Origin of the sequence: Chromobacterium subtsugae (genome assembly GCF_035919665.1) — a bacterium.
Classification (GTDB): domain Bacteria; phylum Pseudomonadota; class Gammaproteobacteria; order Burkholderiales; family Chromobacteriaceae; genus Chromobacterium; species Chromobacterium subtsugae.
Genome location: NZ_CP142381.1, coordinates 3,340,508 through 3,357,834, shown reverse-complemented (window position 1 = coordinate 3,357,834; position 17,327 = coordinate 3,340,508). Strand labels below are relative to the sequence as shown.

Genomic DNA, 17,327 nt, shown 5'->3' with positions numbered 1-17,327 from the left:
ACCGGTGTGCCGGCCGGAGCGATGGCTTAGGGTGATGGGGGCGAAAGCATTTCGATGCTTGAACAATCGCGATTCCCCGCCGCATTGTGCGTTCCGGCCCGCGCGCGGCCGGACGGCCAGCGGGGTTGGCATCACCTGGAGGAATCACCATGGCTCAGCAAGGCGTATTCACTCTTCCGGCGCGCATCAATTTCGGCGCCACTGTATTGACCAATGCCGCCAATGTGCAGAATGTCGCCATTCTGGTCGACAACGAAGTCCGCGCCACCTTCAGCGGCAGCGGCATCACCGACAAGAACCTGGGCACTCAGGTGGTCAACTCCGGCACCGGCAACGTCCGGGTGACGGTGACTGTCAACGGCAAGGCTTCCGACCTGGTGTCCACCCAGGTGATCCTGGCCAACAAGGTGAATCTGGCCTTGCTGGGTTCGGAAGACGGCACCGATGCCGACTACAACGACGCCATCGTCCTGTTGAACTGGCCGCTGGGCTAAGCTGCCCGCGCGCTGGGCCCGCGCTTGCCGCAGGCTTGGCGCGCCCCCGTTTGGCGCCAAGTCGCCGCTCGCGTTGTTTTCGCAGGCGGCGATTTGCCGTGTCTACTGTAATTCCCCCGCAACTTCGCAAGCGGTTTGCCGCCGGTCAAGGAATCCCGTTTTGCCGCGGATGCGCGGCTTGAGGCGGCTTTCCCGCAAGTGGTATGTTGGTGGTGTCAGCGGCGCCGCTATGCCTGCGCCGCCTTGTCCGTCCACTCATTCCAGGTTGCGATCATGTCCAAGCTCCGAGCCGTATATCTGCAATCCGGCGGCCCCACCGCCGTGTTGAACGCTTCCGCCCAGGGGGCGATAGAGACGGCGCGCCGCCTCGGTCTGTCGCTCTATGCCGCTTTCGACGGCCTGGCGGGCCTGCTGGACGGCCGGTTGTGCGATACAGACGGCGTGCCCGATACCGCCATCGCCCAGCTGGCCTTCATGCCTGGCGGCAGCTTCGGCGTCAGCCGCCGCATGATAGGCACATTCGAAGAGGCGCCGGAAGATTGGCTGCGGCTGCGCGATGTCTTGGCCAGGCATGATATCCATTACCTGCTGATCAACGGCGGCAACGGCTCGCTCGGCTGCGCCGAGCGTCTGGTCGATTTCGAAAAGCACACCGGCTACAAGCTGGGCGTGATCGGCGTGCCCAAAACCATAGATAACGACCTGATGGGCACCGACAACAGTCCGGGTTACGGCTCATCGGCCAAATTCCTGGCCAGCGCGATGCGCGAGGTGGGGCTGGACATGACCAGCATGGGCTGGGGGCGGGTGTTCATCATGGAAACCATGGGCCGCCACACCGGCTGGCTGGCGGCCGCTTGCGCCGCTGCCGCGCGCGCGCCGAACGAGGCGCCGCACTTGCTGCTGCTGCCCGAGGTGCCGTTCGAGCCGGCGCGGTTTCTTGCGGCGCTGGACGCCAGCCTGGCCAAGTACGGGCAATGCGCGATCGCGGTGGCCGAAGGCATCACCGGTCAGGACGGCCGCTTCGTCGCCGAAGCCAAGCAGTCGGAAACCTACGGTCATGAGCAGTTGGGCGGCGCCGGCCATTGGCTGGCGCAGCTGATCCTGCGCGAGCGCGGCATTTCCGCCCATGTCGCCCAGGTCGACTACCTGCAGCGCGCCGGCGGCCACCTGGCTTCGAATACCGACGTGCGCCAGGCTTATCTGATGGGCGAGCGGGCGGTGGAGTGGCTGCTGGCCGGCAAAACCGGGTTGATGGCCGGCATTCGGCGCTTGAACGACCACCCCTATTGCTGGGACGTGGCCGAGGTGCCGCTGTCCGAGGTCGGGGACAAGGAAAAGCGCCTGCCGCCGGCGTTCATCGGCGCCGACGGTTTCAGCGTGACCCCGGCTTTTCTGGACTATGTGAAACCGTTGATGGAGGGCGAGCGCATTCCGCCTTTCAAGGACGGCTTGCCGGATTACCGGCCGATAGCCTGGCCAAAAGTTTGACTATCCATATATTTCCATGTCATAAACCGTCGGCGTGCCGGCGGTTTTGCATTATTCAAGCGCCTGTAACAGAGTCAGGCCGCGCTCTGCTACAATCGTCCCTTTCGATAGTCCAACCATAGGTTTTTTGATCATGCTGAGCTTGTACAACACACTGACCCGCCAGAAGGAAGCGTTCAAACCCATCGAACCCGGCAAAGTGAGCATGTACGTCTGCGGCATGACCGTTTACGACCTCTGTCACATCGGCCACGCGCGTATGCTGGCCGCCTTCGACGTGATCTACCGCTGGCTGAAGGCCTCCGGCTATGAAGTCGACTACGTGCGCAACATCACCGACATCGAAGACAAGATCATCAAGCGCGCGCTGGAGCGCGGCATCACGCCGGAGCAGCTGGTGGAGGAGACCATCGCCGACATGCACCAGGACGCCGCCGCGCTGGGCCTGCTGCCGCCGACGCACGAGCCGCGCGCCACCCACCACGTGGGCGGCATGATAGCGCTGATCGAACAGCTGATCGCCAACGGCAAGGCCTATCCGGCCGCCAACGGCGATGTCTACTACGCGGTGCGCGAATTCGAAGGCTACGGCAAGTTGTCGGGCCGCACGCTGGACAAGCTGCGCGCCGGCGAGCGGGTGGAAGTGGACCCGAACAAGCGCGATCCGCTGGATTTCGTGCTGTGGAAGGCCGCCAAGCCGGGCGAGCCGTCCTGGGACAGCCCGTGGGGCAAGGGCCGTCCGGGCTGGCATATCGAGTGCTCGGTGATGAGCTGCCACCATCTGGGCGAGCATTTCGACATCCACGGCGGCGGCGAGGACCTGCAGTTCCCGCACCATGAGAACGAAATCGCCCAGTCCGAGGGCGCGCACGGCCATCAGTATGTCAACTACTGGCTGCACAACGGCTTCATCAATGTCGACGGCGAGAAAATGTCCAAGAGCCTGGGCAACTTCTTCACCATCCGCGATGTGCTGCAGCATTTCGATGGCGAAGTGATTCGTTTCTTCATCGTGCGCAGCCACTACCGCAGCCCGGTCAACTACACCGATGGCATCCTCAACGACGCCAAGCACGGCCTGACCCGCCTGTACACGGCGCTGCGCGGCATCGAACTGCCGGCCGCCAGCGGCATAGACTGGAACAATGCCTACGCCGCGCGCTTCAAGAAGGCGATGGACGACGATTTCAATTCATCCGAGGCGGTGGCGGTGCTGTTCGAGCTGGCCGGCGAGGTGAACAAGAGCCACGATCCGCAACAAGCGCGCTTGTTGAAGGATCTGGCCGGCGTGCTGGGCTTGCTCGGCCGCGATCCGGAATCCTTCCTGAAGGGCGGAGTGGGCGAGGGCGAGTTGTCGGCCGAACAGGTGGAAGCGCTGATCCAGGCGCGCAAAGATGCGCGCGCCGCCAAGAACTGGGCCGAGTCCGACCGCATCCGCGACGAGTTGACCGCCAAGGGCATCGTGCTGGAAGACGGCGCGGCCGGCACCAGCTGGCGCCGCGCCTGAGCGATCTGCCGTTTGCGCGCTTGTCAAGCGGCGGCAAACGGCGGATAATGCCACGTTTCGCAAGCAGTGCAGGCAAAACCCCTGCACCCGTTATGAAAGGTAGAGAGATGAAAACCGATATTCACCCGAATTACAAAGAACTGTCCGTTACCTGCTCCTGCGGCAGCCAGTTCGTGACCAAGTCCACCATGGCCAAAGACAGCTTCGGCATCGAAGTGTGCTCCAACTGCCACCCGTTCTACACCGGCAAGCAGAAGATCGTCGACACCGCCGGCCGCGTGGACAAGTTCAACCAGAAATTCGGCGGCTTCTTCAAGCGCTAAGCCTGGCCGTTTCTGGAAGACAAAAAAGGCAGCCCTGCGGCTGCCTTTTTTCATGCCGCCAAGGCATGGGATAATTGATTTGACCCTTCAGAACGCTAAGGTGGCAATCGGATGCTGACTTATTCCGCGCAGGCCAGTTCGCTGGCCAAGCCAACCGAGAAACCCTGGGTGCTGCTGCTGCTGTGCTTCATCTGGCTATGGCCGGGCATCCTGGGGCATGACCCCTGGAAACCGGACGAGCCTTTCGTGCTGGCGGCGGCGCAAGGCATGCTGCATACCGGCAACTGGCTGTTGCCGACCCTGCAGGGCGCGCCGTATCTGGACAACCCTCCGCTCTATTACTGGCTGGCTGCCGGCTTGATCCGGCTGTTCTCGCCCTGGCTGCTGCCGGCGCATGACGCCGCCAGGCTGGCCACGCCGCTGCTGATGTCGCTGTCGCTGCTGTTGGCCGGCATGGCCGGCCGCGAGCTGATCGGCAGGCGTCATGGCCGCAGCGTGGTGATGATCTTGATAGGCTGCATCGGCCTGGTGGAGTCCGGCCACCAGCTGACGCCGATGATAGCGGGCTTTGCCGGCTTCGCCGCCGCCTTCTACGCGCTGGCGCTGGCGCTGCGCTCGCCTGGCCTGGCCGGCGCCATGCTGGCGGCTTCCAGCGTGGCGATTTTCCTGGGCGGCAGCCTGGCCGATCTGCTGCTGATCTGGCTGGCGGCGTTGCTGCTGCCGGCGTTCAGCGGCTGGCGCAACCGGCAGTACGCGATCACTCTGCTGCTGGCGCTGTTGCTGGCGGTGCCGGCCATCCTGGTATGGCCGATGCTGCTGCTGCGCGATTCGCCCGCGCTGTTCGCCGACTGGTGGGGCAATTACGCGCTGGGGCAGACCAGCGGCTTTCATCGTCTGCGGCTGTTTCATGATTTCGGCTATTACAGCCTGAACGCGCTGTGGTTCGCCTTCCCGGCCTGGCCGCTGGCCTTGTGGACGCTGCACCGCAATCGCTATCTGCAGTCGCCCAAGTTGCAGCTGCCATTGTTGTTTTCAGTGGTGATCGCGCTGGGCCTGACCCTGTCCGACCGGGCCAACATCACCGACGCGATGCCGCTGCTGCTGCCGCTAGCCGTGCTGGCCGCGGTGGAGCTGGACAGTCTGCGGCGCGGCGCGGCGGCTTTCCTCAACTGGTTCGCGTTGATGACTTGCGGCCTGTTCGGCCTGCTGGTGTGGCTGGGATGGGCGGCGATGAACTATGGCTGGCCCGAGCGCCTGGCCGGACGCGCGCAGTATTTCAGCCCGTTCTACCAGCCGCATGTGTCGTGGTGGCAGGCCGGCGGCGCGCTGGCGGCCACGCTGGCGTGGCTGTGGGCGTTGACGCGGCCGCACTTGCGCGGGCGCCAGGCCATTACCAACTGGGCGGCGGGGCTGACCTTGCTGTGGGGCCTGGGCATGACTTTATGGCTGCCCTGGTTCGATGCCGCCAAGAGCTATCGTCCGGTGGTGGCCGCCATGGAGGCCAAGCTGCCCGCCGACGCGCGCTGCGTCGCCACCGAAAGCCGCAACCGCCTGGCACAGATCAGCTGGCGCTATTACGCGGGGATGGATCTGGTATCGTTCCCGGCCGGCGAGACGCCTCCCTGCGATTATTGGCTGATCGTGCGGGACAAGAGCGAAGGCATGGCGGAACCCGGCTGGCAAGTGCTGTGGGTGGGCCACCGTCCGCGCGAACAGAACATGACTTTCGCGCTGCTCAGGCGCTTGCCGACGGCGCAGTAGGACTGCAACAAGCTGGCGAAGCCATTCCGGCTGGCGCCGGGATGGCTTTTGTTTTGGGATGGCCGAAGTTTCGCGCGGATTGCCCCGGCTTGGCCCGGGCAATGGCTTTTTCTTGCGGCGGCCGCTTTGGCGCGGCCTCGGCCGGAGCGGCTTTTCCCGATCGGGATGTTCCTGCGCGCGGCGTCATGGATGCGCGAGCAGCGGGATCCGCGAGATCCTCTTGTTTACCATACCCTGCCAGACTGTCTTGTCATCCACCTCGTAGCGCCAGCATTGGGCGCCGGGGTCGGCCAGGCAAATCGACAGGGCCTTTTTCATCGAATCGGCATCATGACGGATCCGGCGCCAGCCGCCGCGCTGGTGGGGCGCCAATGCCTTGGGACTGGCCGCCTGCAAATACGAGCTATCCCGGCCGGCTCATTCCATTTGCAGGCCGGCGAGAATATGGGCTTGCTGGGTTTCGGAAATCGGCAGCACCGAGACCAGCTTTTCCTTGGCGACGCCGGGAATATATTGGGAGATATTGCCGATGTCGGACGGCAGGGCCGGATTGTCGGGGTTCTGCATCAGATGCCGGGCGCAGTCGATGGCGATTTGGGCGATATGCGTGCGCGGCCTGTCGACGCCGCGGATCAACTGGCTGATCATCTGCGGCAATTGCCAGATGTCGGCCAGGGCCAGCGTCAATTGCCGAAACGTGAATCCGGCGGTATTCAATTGCGCCAGGCCGGTTCGGTTGGCGCGTCCGGCTTCGAATTCCGCGATGGCCTGGGCCGGCAACTCCGGCGCGAAATGCCATAACAGCAATTCGCCCGTTTCGGAAAGCAGCGTGGCCAGGGAGATTTCTTCGGGGGAGGTGTCGGAGCGGAAATTCGACCAGGCCCGCGCGATGCCGGACGCCAGGACTGCGGTGGCCACGGCGGCTTTCCAGCCCGGGTGGTTCACCGCCACGACCGGGCTTCTGGAGATCAGCGAATACAACTCATCGCTGCCGAGCTGGAGTATGGCGCCCAACTGGGTGGTGGTTTCCTTGCCGAGGCGTCTGGAGCGATGCCGTTCGGCTTCTATCAGCAATTTGAGGGCGAGATAGGGGTCGTCGTGCACCATGTCCACCAGTTCCCGCGGCGAAAACTCAGGCGCGTCGTTTCCCTGGGATTTCAGCGCCTGGAAACTATCTCTCGTCGCCGATAAAACGGGTATGTCCTTGTCTTTCAGATAGGCTGCCCATTGTTCAATACCCCAGCTTTGCTGGTGCCGGCTCAACATGTTTCCGCTCCGAAAATCGCTGCGCTTCGCTTGCTGGCGCGATGGGCGGATTCCGCTTGCGTCCACGCAATCCGCCGCTGCTCAAAAGCGCTTGTATTCATGATAATTCAGTTCAGCGCATCCCGTGTTTGAAAGCATGCCGATAGCGCCCTGATTTGGCGCATTTGGCGGATTTTGGAATGAAATGGTCGCGTCGGCGCGGTTTGGCCGGGCGCTTGGCTATCGAGCGGCCAAAAAAAACGAGGGCTGCCGCCCTCGTCCTTTTCATGGCATGCCGCCGATGTTTATTCGGCCAGTTCGCCCAGGTTTTCGAACAGCTTCAGCGCTTCCGGATTGGCCAGCGCGCTGACATTGCTGACCGGCCGGCCGTGGATGACGTTTTTCACCGCCAATTCGACGATCTTGCCGCTGACGGTTTTGGGGATGTCCGCCACCGCCACGATGCGCGCCGGCACGTGGCGCGGGCTGGCGCCGTTCTTGATCTGGGCCTTGATCCGGGCGGTCAGGTCTTCGTCCAGCGCCGCGCCGTCGCGCAGCTTGACGAACAGCACCACCCGCTCGTCGTCCTGCCAACTCTGGCCGACGGCCAGGCTTTCCAGGATTTCCGGGAAAACCTCCACCTGGCGGTAGATTTCGGCGGTGCCGATGCGCACGCCGCCGGGATTCAATACCGCGTCGGAGCGGCCGTAGATGACGACGCCGTTGTGGGCGGTCAGCTCGGCGTAGTCGCCGTGGCACCAGATGCCGGCGAAGCGGCCGAAGTAGGCCTGGCGGTATTTTTCGCCGCTGTCGTCGTTCCAGAAGCCTATCGGCATGGAGGGGAAGGGGCGGGTGCAGACCAGCTCGCCCTTCTCCTGGCTGACCGGCCGGCCCTGTTCGTCGTAGATGTCCACCGCCATGCCCAGGCCGCGGCATTGCAGCTCGCCGCGGTACACCGGCAGCGTCGGCGCGCCCAGCGCGAAGCAGGAGACGATGTCGGTGCCGCCGGAGATCGAGGCCAGGTTGAGGTCGGCCTTGATGTTTTCGTACACCCAGTCGTAGCTTTCCGCCACCAGAGGCGAGCCGGTGGAGAACAAGGCGCGCAGATTGGGGAGCTGCCAGTCGCGCGCCGGCACGATGTCGGTTTTGCGCAGGCTGTCTATGTATTTGGCCGAGGTGCCGAAATGGGTGAAGCCGTGTTCGGCGGCGTAGTCCCACAGCACGCGGCCGTCGTCGGCGAACGGCGAGCCGTCGAACAGCATCAGCGTGGCGCCGGACGCCAGGCCGCTGACCAGCCAGTTCCACATCATCCAGCCGCAGGTGGTGAAGTAGAAGAAGTGGTCGCCGCGGTGCAGGTCGGCGTGCAGCTGCTGCTCCTTCAGATGCTGAAGCAGGGTGCCGCCGGCGCCGTGGACGATGCACTTGGGCTTGCCGGTGGTGCCGCTGGAGTAAAGGATGTACAGCGGGTGGTTGAACGGCAGGCGGACGAACTCCACGGCCCGCGCCGGGTGGGGGGCGAGGAAGGCGTCCAGCGTTTCGGCCCTGGGCACGGCGGCGGCGAAGGTTTTGCCGTCGCCAAGGTAGGGAACCACCACGATGCGGCGCACGCTGGGCAGGTGTTCGGCCAGGTGGATCATTTTGGCGCGGATGTCCACCTGCTTGCCGTTGTACCAGTAGCCGTCCGGGCAGAACAGGATTTTGGGCTCGGTCTGGCCGAAGCGGTCCAGCGCGCCGTCGGTGCCGAAGTCGGGCGAGCCGCTGGTCCAGACCGCGCCTATGCTGGAGGCGGCCAGCATCGCCGCCAGGGTTTCCGGCATATTGGGCATGAAACCGGCCACGCGGTCGCCAGCCGTGATGCCGGCGGCGCGCATCGCCTGCTGCAGCCGGGAGACCAGCTGGTTCAGCTCATGCCAGCTTAGCTGGCGCTCCACCTTGTCTTCGCCGCGGAACACCACGGCCAGCGCGTCGTCGTCGCGGCGCAGCAGGTTTTCCGCGTAGTTGAGCCGCGCTTCGGGGAAGAAGCGCGCGGTCAGCATATCGTCTTCGCCCGCCAGCGCCACGCCGCCCTTGTCGCCGATCACGCCGCAGTAGTCCCATACCAGCGACCAGAAGCGGCCGGGGTCGTCCACGCTGGCCTGCCACAGGCTGTGGTAGTCGGGCAAGGGCTTGTTCCAGGCGGTTTGCGCCAGCCTGGCGAAGGCGGTGAGATGGCATCCGGCCAGCCGGCCGGCGGAGGGCGTCCAGATGGGGTGATGGCTTGCTTGCATGGTTTCTCCTGTGGCGCGGCCCGTGGTTGTTGATCTTGCTTGTGCGGGCGCGCCGGTTTGTATCAGGCCTGGCGTCCGAGCGCGTGCGCGAGCTTGGACGCGGGCGGCTTGCCCAGCGCATCGCTGACGTGCCAGGCGGCGGCCACCAGTTTAGTCAGATCGATGCCAGTGTGGTAGCCCTCGCCGCGCAGCAGATAGGCGACGTCCTCGCTGGCGACGTTGCCGGAGGCGCCCTTGGCGTACGGGCAGCCGCCCAGGCCGGCGACCGAGGCGTCGAACACCCGGATGCCGGCGTTGAGGGCTTCGCGGATATTGGCGATGGCCATGCCGTAGGTGTCGTGGAAATGCCCGGCCAGCCGCGCGGCCGGCGCGGTTTTCAGCACGGCGTCCAGCATCTGGTGCACCGAGGCCGGGGTGCCCACGCCTATGGTGTCGCCCAGCGACACTTCGTAGCAACCCATGTCCAGCAGGGTTTGCGTCACTTCGGCCACCTTGGCCGGCGCGATCGGGCCTTCGTAGGGGCAGCCCACCACGCAGGACACGTAGCCGCGCACGCGGAGCTTCTCCGCCTGGGCGCGCCGCATCACCGATTCGAAGCGCTGCAGGCTTTCGGCGATGCTGGCGTTGATGTTTTTCCGGCTGAAGCTCTCGCTGGCGGCGCCGAATACCGCGATCTCGCGCGCGCCGGCCTCCAGCGCGGCGTCCAGTCCCTGGTCGTTGGGCACCAGCACCGGATAGGCGACGGCGCCGCCAAGGTCCAGAGCCTTGAGCACTTCGGCGCTGTCCGCCATTTGCGGCACCCACTTGGGCGAGACGAAGGCGCCGGCCTCGATGGCGGAGAGGCCGGCGTCGGCCAGCCGGCGGATCAGTTCCAGCTTGACGGCCAGCGGCACCAGCTGTTTTTCGTTCTGCAGCCCGTCGCGCGGGCCGACTTCCACAATCTTCACGTGTTGCATGGTTTTCCTTGGCGCAGCTTGGGCTGAATCGGGAGGTAGATGTCCATCTGGAGGCGGGTCTGGCCTGGCGCGCAGCGTCCGTCGTAGCGCTCAAAGACATCGCCGGGCGCATGCTGCCAGTCGGCGGAAGCAGGCAACCAGTCCTGGTAGATGCGTTGCCAGGTCTGAGCGATGCGCTGGCCGAACTCGGCGGGGCCGGCGGCCGGCGGGGTGGTGAAAACGGCGTATCTGGCAGGGGGCAGACGCCGTCGTTCGACGCCGGGAGGCAGGGCGGCCGCGTCCGGGCATTCGATGGCGATCAGATAGCGGAAGCCGCCGCCGGCGGGGTCGAAATCGTAGACCACGCCGTACTCCGCGGCATGGGGCAGGCGCAGCGCATCCAGCAGCGGCTGGCGCAGGCGGGCGGCGTAGTCCGCCCAGAAAGCGGGGATGTCGCGCAGATTGTCGCCGTCCGCCTTGCGGGTGGCGATGCTGTGGCCCGCCAGCGCCAAGCCGGGGCAGTCGATGATGGCAGCTTCCATGCCGGCTTCCTTGTTGGGTTTCGTTACCAGGCGCGGTCCAGGTCTTCGGCGTAGAAGCGCAGCGTTTGCCGATGGTTCTGGATGCCGGCGTCGCCGCTGGTGCCGGCCAGCAGCTGCAGCAGGCTTTGCGTGGCTTCCTTGTGCTGGCCGCGGTTGTACAAGGCCATCGCCAGGAAAGCCTGTAAGGCCGAGTTGTCCGGGAAATGCTGCAGGCCGTGGCGCAAGGCGGCTTCCGCGTCGGCGTACTGCCCCAGCGCCCGCAGGCTGCTGCCCAGGCCCAGCCAGGCGTGGGCGGCGTTGTCGCCGCTCAGGCCCAGCTCCAGCGCTTGCTGGTAATGCGGAATGGCCGCGGCCTCCAGCCCCATGCCATCGTGGATGCAGGCGGTCAGATAATGCAGATCGGCGTGCTGTGGCTGGTGCTGCAGCAATTCCAGCGCCTGTTTGCGAGCGGCGTCGTGCTCGCCGCGCGCGCGCAATTGCTGAATTTTCTCCAGAGCGATATGCATGGTGTCGATTCCTTTTTGTGCATTAATGACTAAGTCATTCTGCGGCAAAATCCACCAGTTCGTCACCATCATTGACCTGCTCGCCGGCGGCGAAGTAAAAATCCTGCACCACGCCATCGCCGGGGGCGGTGATGGTGTGCTCCATCTTCATCGCCTCCAGGATCAACAACGGCGAGCCTTTGGCCACCTTTTTGCCGATCTCGGCCAGCAGCGCCACCACCCGGCCCGGCATCGGCGCCTTGAGGTGGGTTTCGCCGTGCACGCCCAGTTCGGCGCAGGCATAGGGATCCACCCAATCCAGCGCCAGGCGTTCGCCGTTTGCGAACAGCACCCGCTGCGCGCCGTGGCGCGCCACGGTGGCGTGGATGGCGGCGCCGTCCAGCGTGGCGCGCAGTTGCTGGCCTTGCAGGCTGGCGCGGGCGGCGAATGTTTGCCCGTTCGCGGCGACGGCGTAAGCATTGGCTGCATGGCGCAGCGTCGCCGCATGCTCTTCTTCATCCTGGCGGAAGCTGAAGCGGCGCGTCTGCTCGCCATTCAGCCGCCAGCCTGCAGGCGCCGGGTAGGTCGGTTGGTCCGCCAGCGCTTCGGCCAGCGCCAGCAGCGCCAACTGGCGGGCCGTCGGCGCGGCGGGCGGCGGCAGCAGTTCGTCATGGTGGCGGGCGATCAGGCCGGTATCGACATGGCCGCCGGCAAAGCTGGGGTGGTTGACGATGCGGCGCAGGAAAGACACATTGCTGGACAGGCCGACGATCTGGTACTGCGCCAGCGCGGCGTCCATCTGCCGGAGCGCGGCCTCGCGGGTTTCGCCCCAGACGATCAGCTTGGCGATCATCGGGTCGTAGAACGGCGAGATGGCGTCGCCTTGCTCGACGCCGGTGTCGATGCGCACATTGGCGGACTCCGCAGGCGTGGCCAGATGGACCAGCGTGCCAGTGGACGGCAGAAAGCCCTTGTCCGGGTCCTCGGCGTAGATGCGGGCCTCGATGGCGTGGCCGCGGATGGCCAGCTGCTCTTGCTTCAGCGGCAGCGCGCCGCCGGCGGCGACGGCCAGCTGCCAGGCCACCAGGTCCTGGCCGGTGATCATCTCGGTCACCGGGTGTTCCACTTGCAGCCGGGTGTTCATCTCCATGAAGTAGAACTTGCCGGTGTCGACATCCATGATGAACTCGACTGTGCCGGCGCCGACATAGCCCACCGCGCGCGCGGCGGCCACCGCCGCCTGGCCCATCGCCTCGCGGGTGGCTTGCGGCAGGTGGGGGGCCGGGGCTTCTTCCAGCACTTTCTGGTGGCGGCGCTGCACCGAGCAGTCGCGCTCGAACAGGTAGACGCAGCCGCCCAGTGTGTCGGCGAAGACTTGAATCTCAACGTGGCGCGGGCGGGTCAGGTATTTCTCCACCAGCACCTTGTCGTCGCCGAAGCTGGCGCGCGCTTCGCGCTGGCAGGAGGCGAGGGAGGCGGAAAAGTCTGCGCTCTTTTCCACGATGCGCATGCCCTTGCCGCCGCCGCCGCTGCTGGCCTTGATCAGCACCGGGTAGCCGATGGCGTCGGCCTGGTTTTGCAGCAGCGCCGGGTCCTGGTCATCGCCGTGATAGCCGGGCACCAGCGGCACGCCGGCTTTCTCCATCAGCGCCTTGGCGGCGGACTTGCTGCCCATCGCGGCGATGGCCGAGGCCGGCGGGCCGATGAAGGCGATGCCGGCGGCCTCGCAGGCGGCGGCGAAGTCTTCGTTTTCCGACAGGAAGCCGTAGCCGGGGTGCACCGCCTGGGCGCCGCTCTGCCGGGCGATGGCCAGGATCCGGTCGGCGCGCAGATAGGACTCGGCGGCCGGCGCCGGGCCCAGACGGTAAGCCTCGTCGGCCAGCTTGACGAAGCGGGCGTTCGCATCGGCGTCCGAGTAAACGGCGACGGTGGCGATGCCCAGGGCCTTGGCGGTCTTGATGACGCGGCAGGCGATTTCGCCGCGGTTGGCGATCAGTATCTTATTGAACATGGCGGTCTCCCGCGGCGAAACCGCCCTGGCGCTGGGGCGCCGGCAGGCGATGTTGCTTCGCAGCTGCGCAGCCTTGCGGCTGCTGGTCGCCTCTGTTTGCGATCAGTATCTTGTTGAACATGGCTTTGTCCTGGTTATTCCTGCCACTTCGGCGCGCGTTTCTCGAAGAACGACGCCAGCCCCTCGCGCGCCTCGTCGCCGGCGCGGATGGAGGCGATGCGGCCGGCGGTGTGCTCCAGCAATTGGTCGTCCCACGGCGAGCCTTCCCGCAGCTCGGCCAGCAACAGCTTGGCTTCGCGCAGCGCGCCCGGCGCGCCCTTGGCCAGCTCTTCGGCGATTTCGGCCACGCGCGCGTCCAGCAGCTCCTCGCTGACCAGCTCGTGGATCAGCCCCAGCTTCAGCGCGGTGCCGGCGGGGATGCGCTCGGCGGAGAGGAAATAGCGCCGCGCCTGGCGCGGGCCGATGGCGTCGGCGACGTAGGGGCCGATGGTGGCCGGTATCAGGCCCAGCCGCACTTCGGTCAGCGCGAACTTGGCGGCGTCGGTGGCGATGGCGATGTCGCAGACCGCCGCGAGGCCGGTGCCGCCGGCCATCGCCGCGCCGTGGATGCGGGCGATCACCGGCTTGGCGCTGCGGTAGACGGCCTTCAGCATGGCGGCCAGCTTTTGCGCGTCGGCCAGGTTTTCGGCTTCGCTGTAGCCGGCGGCGCGCCGCATCCAGTCCAGGTCTGCGCCGGCGCAGAAGCTCTTGCCGCGGCCGGCCAGCACGATCACGCGGACGTCTTGCTTGCGGTTCAGCTGGCGCATCGCCTCGGCCAGCTCGGCGATCAGCACTTCGTTCAGCGCGTTGTGCAGCTCCGGCCGGTTCAGCCAGACGGTGGCTACCTTGCCGGCTTGCTCGATTTGCAGCGTGGTGTAGCTCATCATCCGCTCCTTACATCCGGAACACGCCGAAGCGCGTGGCTTCGACCGGGGCCGACAGCGCGGCGTCCAGCGCCAGCGCCAGCACGTCGCGGGTCTGGGCCGGGTCGATCACGCCGTCGTCCCACAAGCGGGCGCTGGCGTAGTAGGGGTGGCCCTGTTCCTCGTACTGCTGGCGCACCGGGGCTTTCAGCGCCTCTTCCTGCTCTGGCGTGAAGGCGTCGCCCAGTTGTTCCTTCTTCACCTGGGCCAGCACGCCGGCGGCCTGTTCGCCGCCCATCACCGAGATGCGGCTGTTCGGCCACATCCACAGGAAGCGGGGCGAGTAGGCGCGGCCGCACATGCCGTAGTTGCCGGCGCCGAAGCTGCCGCCTATCAGCACGGTGAACTTGGGCACTTTGGCGCAGGCCACCGCCGTCACCAGCTTGGCGCCGTCCTTGGCGATGCCGCCGTTTTCGTATTTCTTGCCCACCATGAAGCCGGTGATGTTCTGCAGGAAGATCAGCGGAATGCCGCGCTGGCAGCACAGCTCGACGAAGTGCGCGCCCTTCAGCGCCGATTCGCTGAACAGGATGCCGTTGTTGGCGAGGATGCCGACGCGATAGCCGTTCAAACGGGCAAAGCCCGTGATTAATGTGGTCCCGTAGTTCTGCTTGAATTCGTCGAAGTCCGAATCGTCCACCAGCCGGGCGATGATCTCGCGCACATCGAACGGCTTTTTCGGATCGGCCGGGATCACGCCGTAGATTTCCTCGGCGGCGTAGCGCGGCGGTTTGGGCTCGGCGCGGTCGAGTTCGCCTTGTTTCTTCCAGTTCAGGTCCGACACGATGCGGCGGGCGATGGCCAGCGCATGGGCGTCGCTTTGCGCCAGGTGGTCGGCCACGCCGGAGATTTTGGCGTGCACGTCGCCGCCGCCCAATTCCTCGGCGCTGACCACCTCGCCGGTGGCGGCGCGCACCAAGGGCGGGCCGCCCAGGAAGATGGTGCCCTGTTCCTTGACGATGACGGTTTCGTCGCTCATCGCCGGCACATAGGCGCCGCCGGCGGTGCAGCTGCCCATCACCACGGCGATCTGCGGAATGCCGGCGGCGGACAGATTGGCCTGGTTGTAGAAGATGCGGCCGAAGTGGTCGCGGTCCGGAAATACCTCGTCCTGCAGCGGCAGGAAGGCGCCGCCGGAATCCACCAGGTAGACGCAGGGCAAGCGGTTGTCGCGGGCGATTTCCTGCGCGCGCAGATGCTTCTTCACCGTCATCGGGTAATAGGTGCCGCCCTTGACCGTGGCGTCGTTGGCGATGATCAGGCAGTCGATGCCGGAAATGCGGCCGATGCCGGCGATCACGCCCGCGCCGGGCGCGTCGCCGCCATACATGTTGTAGGCGGCTAGCTGGGACAGCTCCAGGAAGGGGGCGCCGGGGTCCAGCAGCAGGTCGATGCGCTCGCGCGGCAGCAGTTTGCCGCGCGCGGTGTGCTTGGCGCGGGCTTTTTCGCCGCCGCCCCACGCCGCCTGGGCGACTTTCTGTTTCAGATCGTCCACCAGCGCGCGCATCTTGTCGGTGTTGGCGACAAAGTCCGCGGCGCGCGGCGACAGCTTGGATTCGAGGATGGGCATGTGGTTTACCTTGTCATTCGGCGTCGACGAACCAGACGGCTGCTATCAATCCATCGGCGTTGATGTCGTAGATGGCGACGGCGCGAAAGCGGTTTTCGCCGTCCAGCGTCACCTCCTCGTGGTCGATGACGCGGCTGCCCTGCACGATGCGGTGCAGCAGCGCGGCGTGCAGCTTGGGCAGGTTGAAGCGCTTGCCGACGTAGTGGTCGGCCAGCGCGGCGCGGCCGGATAGGCTCAGCGCCATGGACGGCAGGCGGTAGACCTTGACGTCTTCGGCGTAGCAGGCGGCGAAGGCCTCGAGATTGCGGGCGTTGTAGGCGTCCAGCTGGGCCTGGACGATGCGTTCGGCTGCATTCATGTTTTGGTTTTCCTCGGTATGGCCGGGGCATGGTTGGAAAAATCGTCCGAGACAAGGCGCGCCGCCGCAGACAGTACAAATAGTACGGCCAGGCGGCGCAACGCCGTATCGGACGATTTAGCCACGATGCTTATCGGGTTTCGGCCATCAGTTCGCGGCCTATCAGCCAGCGGCGGATCTCGCTGGTGCCGGCGCCGATCTCGTACAGCTTGGCGTCGCGCAGCAGGCGGCCGGTGGCGTATTCGTTGATGTAACCGTTGCCGCCCAGGCACTGGATGGCGTCCAGCGCCAGCTGGGTGGCGTTCTCGGCCGCGTACAGGATGGCGCCGGCGGCGTCTTTGCGGGTCTGGCGGCCGGTTTCGCCGCGGTCCAGCGCCTGGCCCACGGCATAGACGTAGGCGCGGCTGGCGGACAGCTTGACGTACATGTCGGCCAGCTTGCCCTGCATCAGCTGGAAGTCGCCGATGGGCTGGCCGAACTGGCTGCGGTCGTTCAGATAGGGCACCACGATGTCCAGGCTGGCCTGCATGATGCCCAGCGGGCCGGCGGCCAGCACCGAGCGCTCGTAATCCAGGCCGCTCATCAGCACTTTCACGCCATTGCCTTCGCCGCCCAGCACGTTCTCATCCGGCACGAAACAGTTGTCGAAGAAGATCGGGTAGGTGTTGGAGCCGCGCATGCCCAGCTTGTCCAGCTTGCTGCCGTGGCTGAAGCCAGCGAACGACTTTTCAATGATGAAGGCGGTGATGCCCTTGGGACCGGCGTTGACGTCGGTTTTGGCGTACACCACCAGGGTGTCGGCGTCGCCGCCGTTGGTGATCCACATCTTGCTGCCGTTCAGCAGGTAGCCGCCATCGGTTTTGTCGGCCTTCAGCTTCATGCTGACCACGTCGGAGCCGGCGTTGGGTTCGGACATCGCCAGCGCGCCGACGTGCTCGCCGGAGATCAGCTTGGGCAGGTAACGGCTGCGCTGGGCGTCGTTGCCGTTCTTGTAGATTTGGTTGACGCACAGATTGGAGTGCGCGCCGTAAGACAGGCCCACCGAGGCGCTGGCGCGGCTGATTTCCTCCATCGCGATCATGTGGGCGAGGTAGCCCATGTCCACGCCGCCGTACTGCTCGCTGACGGTGATGCCGAGCAAGCCCAGCTCGCCGAACTTGCGCCACAGATCGGCCGGGAACAGGTTGTCCTGGTCGATGGCGGCGGCGCGCGGGGCGATTTCGCGATCGGCGAAGTCGCGCACCGATTCGCGCAGGAGGTCGTAAGTCTCGCCGAAGGCGAAGCGCAGGCTGCTGTACATGGAATTCTCCTCGTTGGGCGTGCGGCGCGGCTGGCGGCGCCTGATGAGCACATCATCGCTTACGTTTACGTAAGCG

At 65.7% G+C, this 17,327-nt stretch carries 16 protein-coding genes; 5 read left to right on the top strand and 11 right to left on the bottom strand.

Annotation, left to right across the window (positions count from 1 at the left end; genetic code table 11):
- Positions 1 to 149: 149 nt before the first annotated feature.
- The 5 genes from U6115_RS16120 (at position 150) to U6115_RS16100 (ending at position 5,576) form a co-directional block, all read left to right on the top strand.
- Entirely contained in the window at positions 150 to 494 is a 345-nt protein-coding gene (locus tag U6115_RS16120) for a fucose-binding lectin II (protein WP_043577808.1), read from the top strand.
- A gap of 273 nt (positions 495 to 767) precedes the next feature.
- A complete protein-coding gene (locus U6115_RS16115; RefSeq protein ID WP_076098013.1) occupies positions 768 to 1,985 on the top strand; it encodes a 6-phosphofructokinase in 1,218 nt (405 codons plus the stop codon).
- Positions 1,986 to 2,118: 133 nt separating this feature from the next.
- Positions 2,119 to 3,492 (top strand): cysteine--tRNA ligase, encoded by a 1,374-nt coding sequence (gene cysS / locus U6115_RS16110; protein ID WP_043577807.1) that lies wholly within the window; start codon positions 2,119 to 2,121, stop codon positions 3,490 to 3,492.
- Between the two features lie 107 nt (positions 3,493 to 3,599).
- Complete coding sequence (gene rpmE / locus U6115_RS16105) at positions 3,600 to 3,815, top strand: 50S ribosomal protein L31 (RefSeq protein ID WP_043577805.1); 216 nt, start codon at positions 3,600 to 3,602, stop codon at positions 3,813 to 3,815.
- Between the two features lie 111 nt (positions 3,816 to 3,926).
- Positions 3,927 to 5,576: an ArnT family glycosyltransferase gene (locus tag U6115_RS16100; RefSeq protein ID WP_043577803.1), complete on the top strand. Its 1,650-nt coding sequence runs from the start codon at positions 3,927 to 3,929 to the stop codon at positions 5,574 to 5,576.
- 183 nt (positions 5,577 to 5,759) lie between these two features.
- Here the strand turns inward: U6115_RS16100 and U6115_RS16095 are convergent, their stop codons facing one another.
- From U6115_RS16095 to U6115_RS16045, 11 genes are all read right to left on the bottom strand, one after another.
- The gene (locus U6115_RS16095; protein WP_043577802.1) at positions 5,760 to 5,972 is read right to left on the bottom strand and encodes a hypothetical protein; all 213 of its coding nucleotides are present in this window, start codon (positions 5,970 to 5,972) and stop codon (positions 5,760 to 5,762) included.
- A gap of 21 nt (positions 5,973 to 5,993) precedes the next feature.
- Positions 5,994 to 6,842 carry an HDOD domain-containing protein gene (locus U6115_RS16090; protein ID WP_060379918.1) on the bottom strand — a complete coding sequence of 283 codons (849 nt, stop codon included), beginning with the start codon at positions 6,840 to 6,842 and terminating at the stop codon, positions 5,994 to 5,996.
- Between the two features lie 284 nt (positions 6,843 to 7,126).
- The gene (locus U6115_RS16085; protein WP_043577799.1) at positions 7,127 to 9,088 is read right to left on the bottom strand and encodes an acetoacetate--CoA ligase; all 1,962 of its coding nucleotides are present in this window, start codon (positions 9,086 to 9,088) and stop codon (positions 7,127 to 7,129) included.
- 62 nt (positions 9,089 to 9,150) lie between these two features.
- On the bottom strand, positions 9,151 to 10,044 hold the full coding sequence (locus tag U6115_RS16080) for a hydroxymethylglutaryl-CoA lyase (RefSeq protein ID WP_043577796.1): 894 nt from the start codon (positions 10,042 to 10,044) through the stop codon (positions 9,151 to 9,153).
- Complete coding sequence (locus tag U6115_RS16075) at positions 10,032 to 10,565, bottom strand: GyrI-like domain-containing protein (protein ID WP_043577793.1); 534 nt, start codon at positions 10,563 to 10,565, stop codon at positions 10,032 to 10,034. Before U6115_RS16075 ends, U6115_RS16080 begins: the two co-directional genes overlap by 13 nt.
- 23 nt (positions 10,566 to 10,588) lie before the next feature.
- On the bottom strand, positions 10,589 to 11,071 hold the full coding sequence (locus U6115_RS16070; RefSeq protein ID WP_047237704.1) for a tetratricopeptide repeat protein: 483 nt from the start codon (positions 11,069 to 11,071) through the stop codon (positions 10,589 to 10,591).
- Between the two features lie 34 nt (positions 11,072 to 11,105).
- The gene (locus U6115_RS16065) at positions 11,106 to 13,061 is read right to left on the bottom strand and encodes an acetyl/propionyl/methylcrotonyl-CoA carboxylase subunit alpha (protein ID WP_043577784.1); all 1,956 of its coding nucleotides are present in this window, start codon (positions 13,059 to 13,061) and stop codon (positions 11,106 to 11,108) included.
- Positions 13,062 to 13,195: 134 nt separating this feature from the next.
- Entirely contained in the window at positions 13,196 to 13,987 is a 792-nt protein-coding gene (locus tag U6115_RS16060) for an enoyl-CoA hydratase/isomerase family protein (RefSeq protein WP_230623411.1), read from the bottom strand.
- A 7-nt stretch (positions 13,988 to 13,994) separates the two neighbouring features.
- A complete protein-coding gene (locus tag U6115_RS16055; protein ID WP_043577777.1) occupies positions 13,995 to 15,593 on the bottom strand; it encodes a carboxyl transferase domain-containing protein in 1,599 nt (532 codons plus the stop codon).
- A 13-nt stretch (positions 15,594 to 15,606) separates the two neighbouring features.
- On the bottom strand, positions 15,607 to 15,951 hold the full coding sequence (locus U6115_RS16050) for a nuclear transport factor 2 family protein (RefSeq protein ID WP_043577774.1): 345 nt from the start codon (positions 15,949 to 15,951) through the stop codon (positions 15,607 to 15,609).
- Positions 15,952 to 16,081: 130 nt separating this feature from the next.
- Positions 16,082 to 17,251, bottom strand: a complete 1,170-nt coding sequence (locus U6115_RS16045; protein ID WP_043577771.1) for an isovaleryl-CoA dehydrogenase — start codon at positions 17,249 to 17,251, stop codon at positions 16,082 to 16,084.
- Positions 17,252 to 17,327: the final 76 nt, after the last annotated feature.